The organism is Mesorhizobium sp. CNPSo 4684, from assembly GCF_057784315.1.
On the sequence record NZ_JBWLUX010000087.1, the window covers coordinates 1 to 1289 of the forward strand.

Genomic DNA, 1289 nt, shown 5'->3' on the forward strand with positions numbered 1-1289 from the left:
GCCGTAAACGTCGCAAATCTTGACGTATTCAGCCGGTTCCGGCTCGGCGACGACGACGGCGTCGGCGGCGCGCGCACCGGAAACTGCGATCAGGGCCGCAGCGGAGCCGAGAAGAAGGCTCTTGATGTTCATTTTCTGACCTCCAGTCAAAAGTTAAAAAACGGGTCTGGGTATTCTTTGCTGAAGGACAGCGTTCCCTGCCCCATCCCCACTACCGAAAAAGATGCGCACCGCGCCGCTCCTTCGAATTCGACATTACCCATGAGGCGGCGGCGTTCAACCACGATCGTACCGGCAAAAGGGCTGACCGGACGCTATCCCCCGGCGTTGTTGCACAAATGACACGATTTGGCCTCAGTCAGAAAGCTCTCATTAACCATCGAAGGGTCCGGAAGCTCTTGCCTGGGCCTCGAAATACGGCCGAATCCGGCGATGGCCGGCCGAAATTGCGGCTCCGTTGCCGACTCGCTGGCCAATGAGCTGCCGCAGAATCGCCGCATGCGAAGGGCTTCTGCGGCCGAATCCGGATTTTTCACGGATAATGGCGCCGGCTTGTTGATTGTGCCGGCGCTTTTCTTTATCCAGCGGCGCAACGGAGAGGTGGCCGAGTGGTCGAAGGCGCTCCCCTGCTAAGGGAGTAGAGGTCAAAAGCTTCTCGTGGGTTCGAATCCCATCCTCTCCGCCATCCTGCTTCGCTCTTCGAGCTTCGCAGGACAAAGCGGCAGCCGTTCGTGCGAAGCAGGATGGCGGAGAGGATGCCCTCCGAAGCCTTGGCGAAGGAGGGCCAGCTCGTTTGGTACGTGTACCTGCTTGAAAGCGCGACTTCGGAAGGCGAGCGCTATATCGGTGTGACGACCGACTTGAAGCGCCGGATTGTCGAGCACAATGCCGGAAAATCCAGCCATACTTCCAAGTTCCCACCGTGGCGGTTAGTCACTTACGTTGCGTTCTCGGATCCAGCCAAAGCCGCTTCCTTCGAGCGTTATCTCAAATCCGGTTCGGGGCACGCTTTCGCTAAAAAACGCCTGTGGTGATGGCTCACGCTCGCGAAAAAGCTCCGCGGTTCTCCAAATAAATAATGCAATAACAGCAGCTTACTCGGAAAACGAGCTCAGTTTTATCCATCTCCACTCTCGATTCTGACTGGAGGTCAGAAAATGAACATCAAGAGCCTTCTTCTCGGCTCCGCTGCGGCCCTGATCGCAGTTTCCGGTGCGCGCGCCGCCGACGCCGTCGTCGTCGCCGAGCCGGAACCGGCTGAATACGTCAAGATTTGCGACGTTTACGGC

4 protein-coding genes and 1 tRNA gene are annotated in these 1289 nt (G+C 57.9%); 4 read left to right on the forward strand and 1 reads right to left on the reverse strand.

Features of this window, described 5'->3' with window-relative positions:
- Positions 1-132 (reverse strand): porin (locus tag AC04SG_RS32765; RefSeq protein WP_366015734.1); only part of this gene is annotated, 132 nt, incomplete at its 3' end.
- A 300-nt stretch (positions 133-432) separates the two neighbouring features.
- On the opposite strand from AC04SG_RS32765, the gene AC04SG_RS32770 reads away from it, so the two are divergent.
- The 4 genes from AC04SG_RS32770 to AC04SG_RS32785 all read left to right on the forward strand — a co-directional run.
- Positions 433-633 carry a hypothetical protein gene (locus AC04SG_RS32770; RefSeq protein WP_488554391.1) on the forward strand — a complete coding sequence of 67 codons (201 nt, stop codon included), beginning with the start codon at positions 433-435 and terminating at the stop codon, positions 631-633.
- Positions 595-685: transfer RNA gene (locus AC04SG_RS32775), tRNA-Ser, on the forward strand. The genes AC04SG_RS32770 and AC04SG_RS32775 overlap by 39 nt, the downstream gene beginning before the upstream one ends.
- A 70-nt stretch (positions 686-755) precedes the next feature.
- Complete coding sequence (locus AC04SG_RS32780; RefSeq protein ID WP_488554392.1) at positions 756-1034, forward strand: GIY-YIG nuclease family protein; 279 nt, start codon at positions 756-758, stop codon at positions 1032-1034.
- A gap of 123 nt (positions 1035-1157) precedes the next feature.
- On the forward strand, positions 1158-1289 hold a 132-nt coding region (locus AC04SG_RS32785; RefSeq protein ID WP_366015734.1), incomplete at its 3' end, for a porin.

What these genes read in the sequence shown, in the direction of transcription:
- AC04SG_RS32770 (WP_488554391.1), top strand. Translation starts at nt 433, where the DNA reads ATGGCCGGCCGAAATTGCGGCTCCGTTGCCGACTCGCTGGCCAATGAG.
- AC04SG_RS32780 (WP_488554392.1), top strand. Translation starts at nt 756, where the DNA reads ATGCCCTCCGAAGCCTTGGCGAAGGAGGGCCAGCTCGTTTGGTACGTG.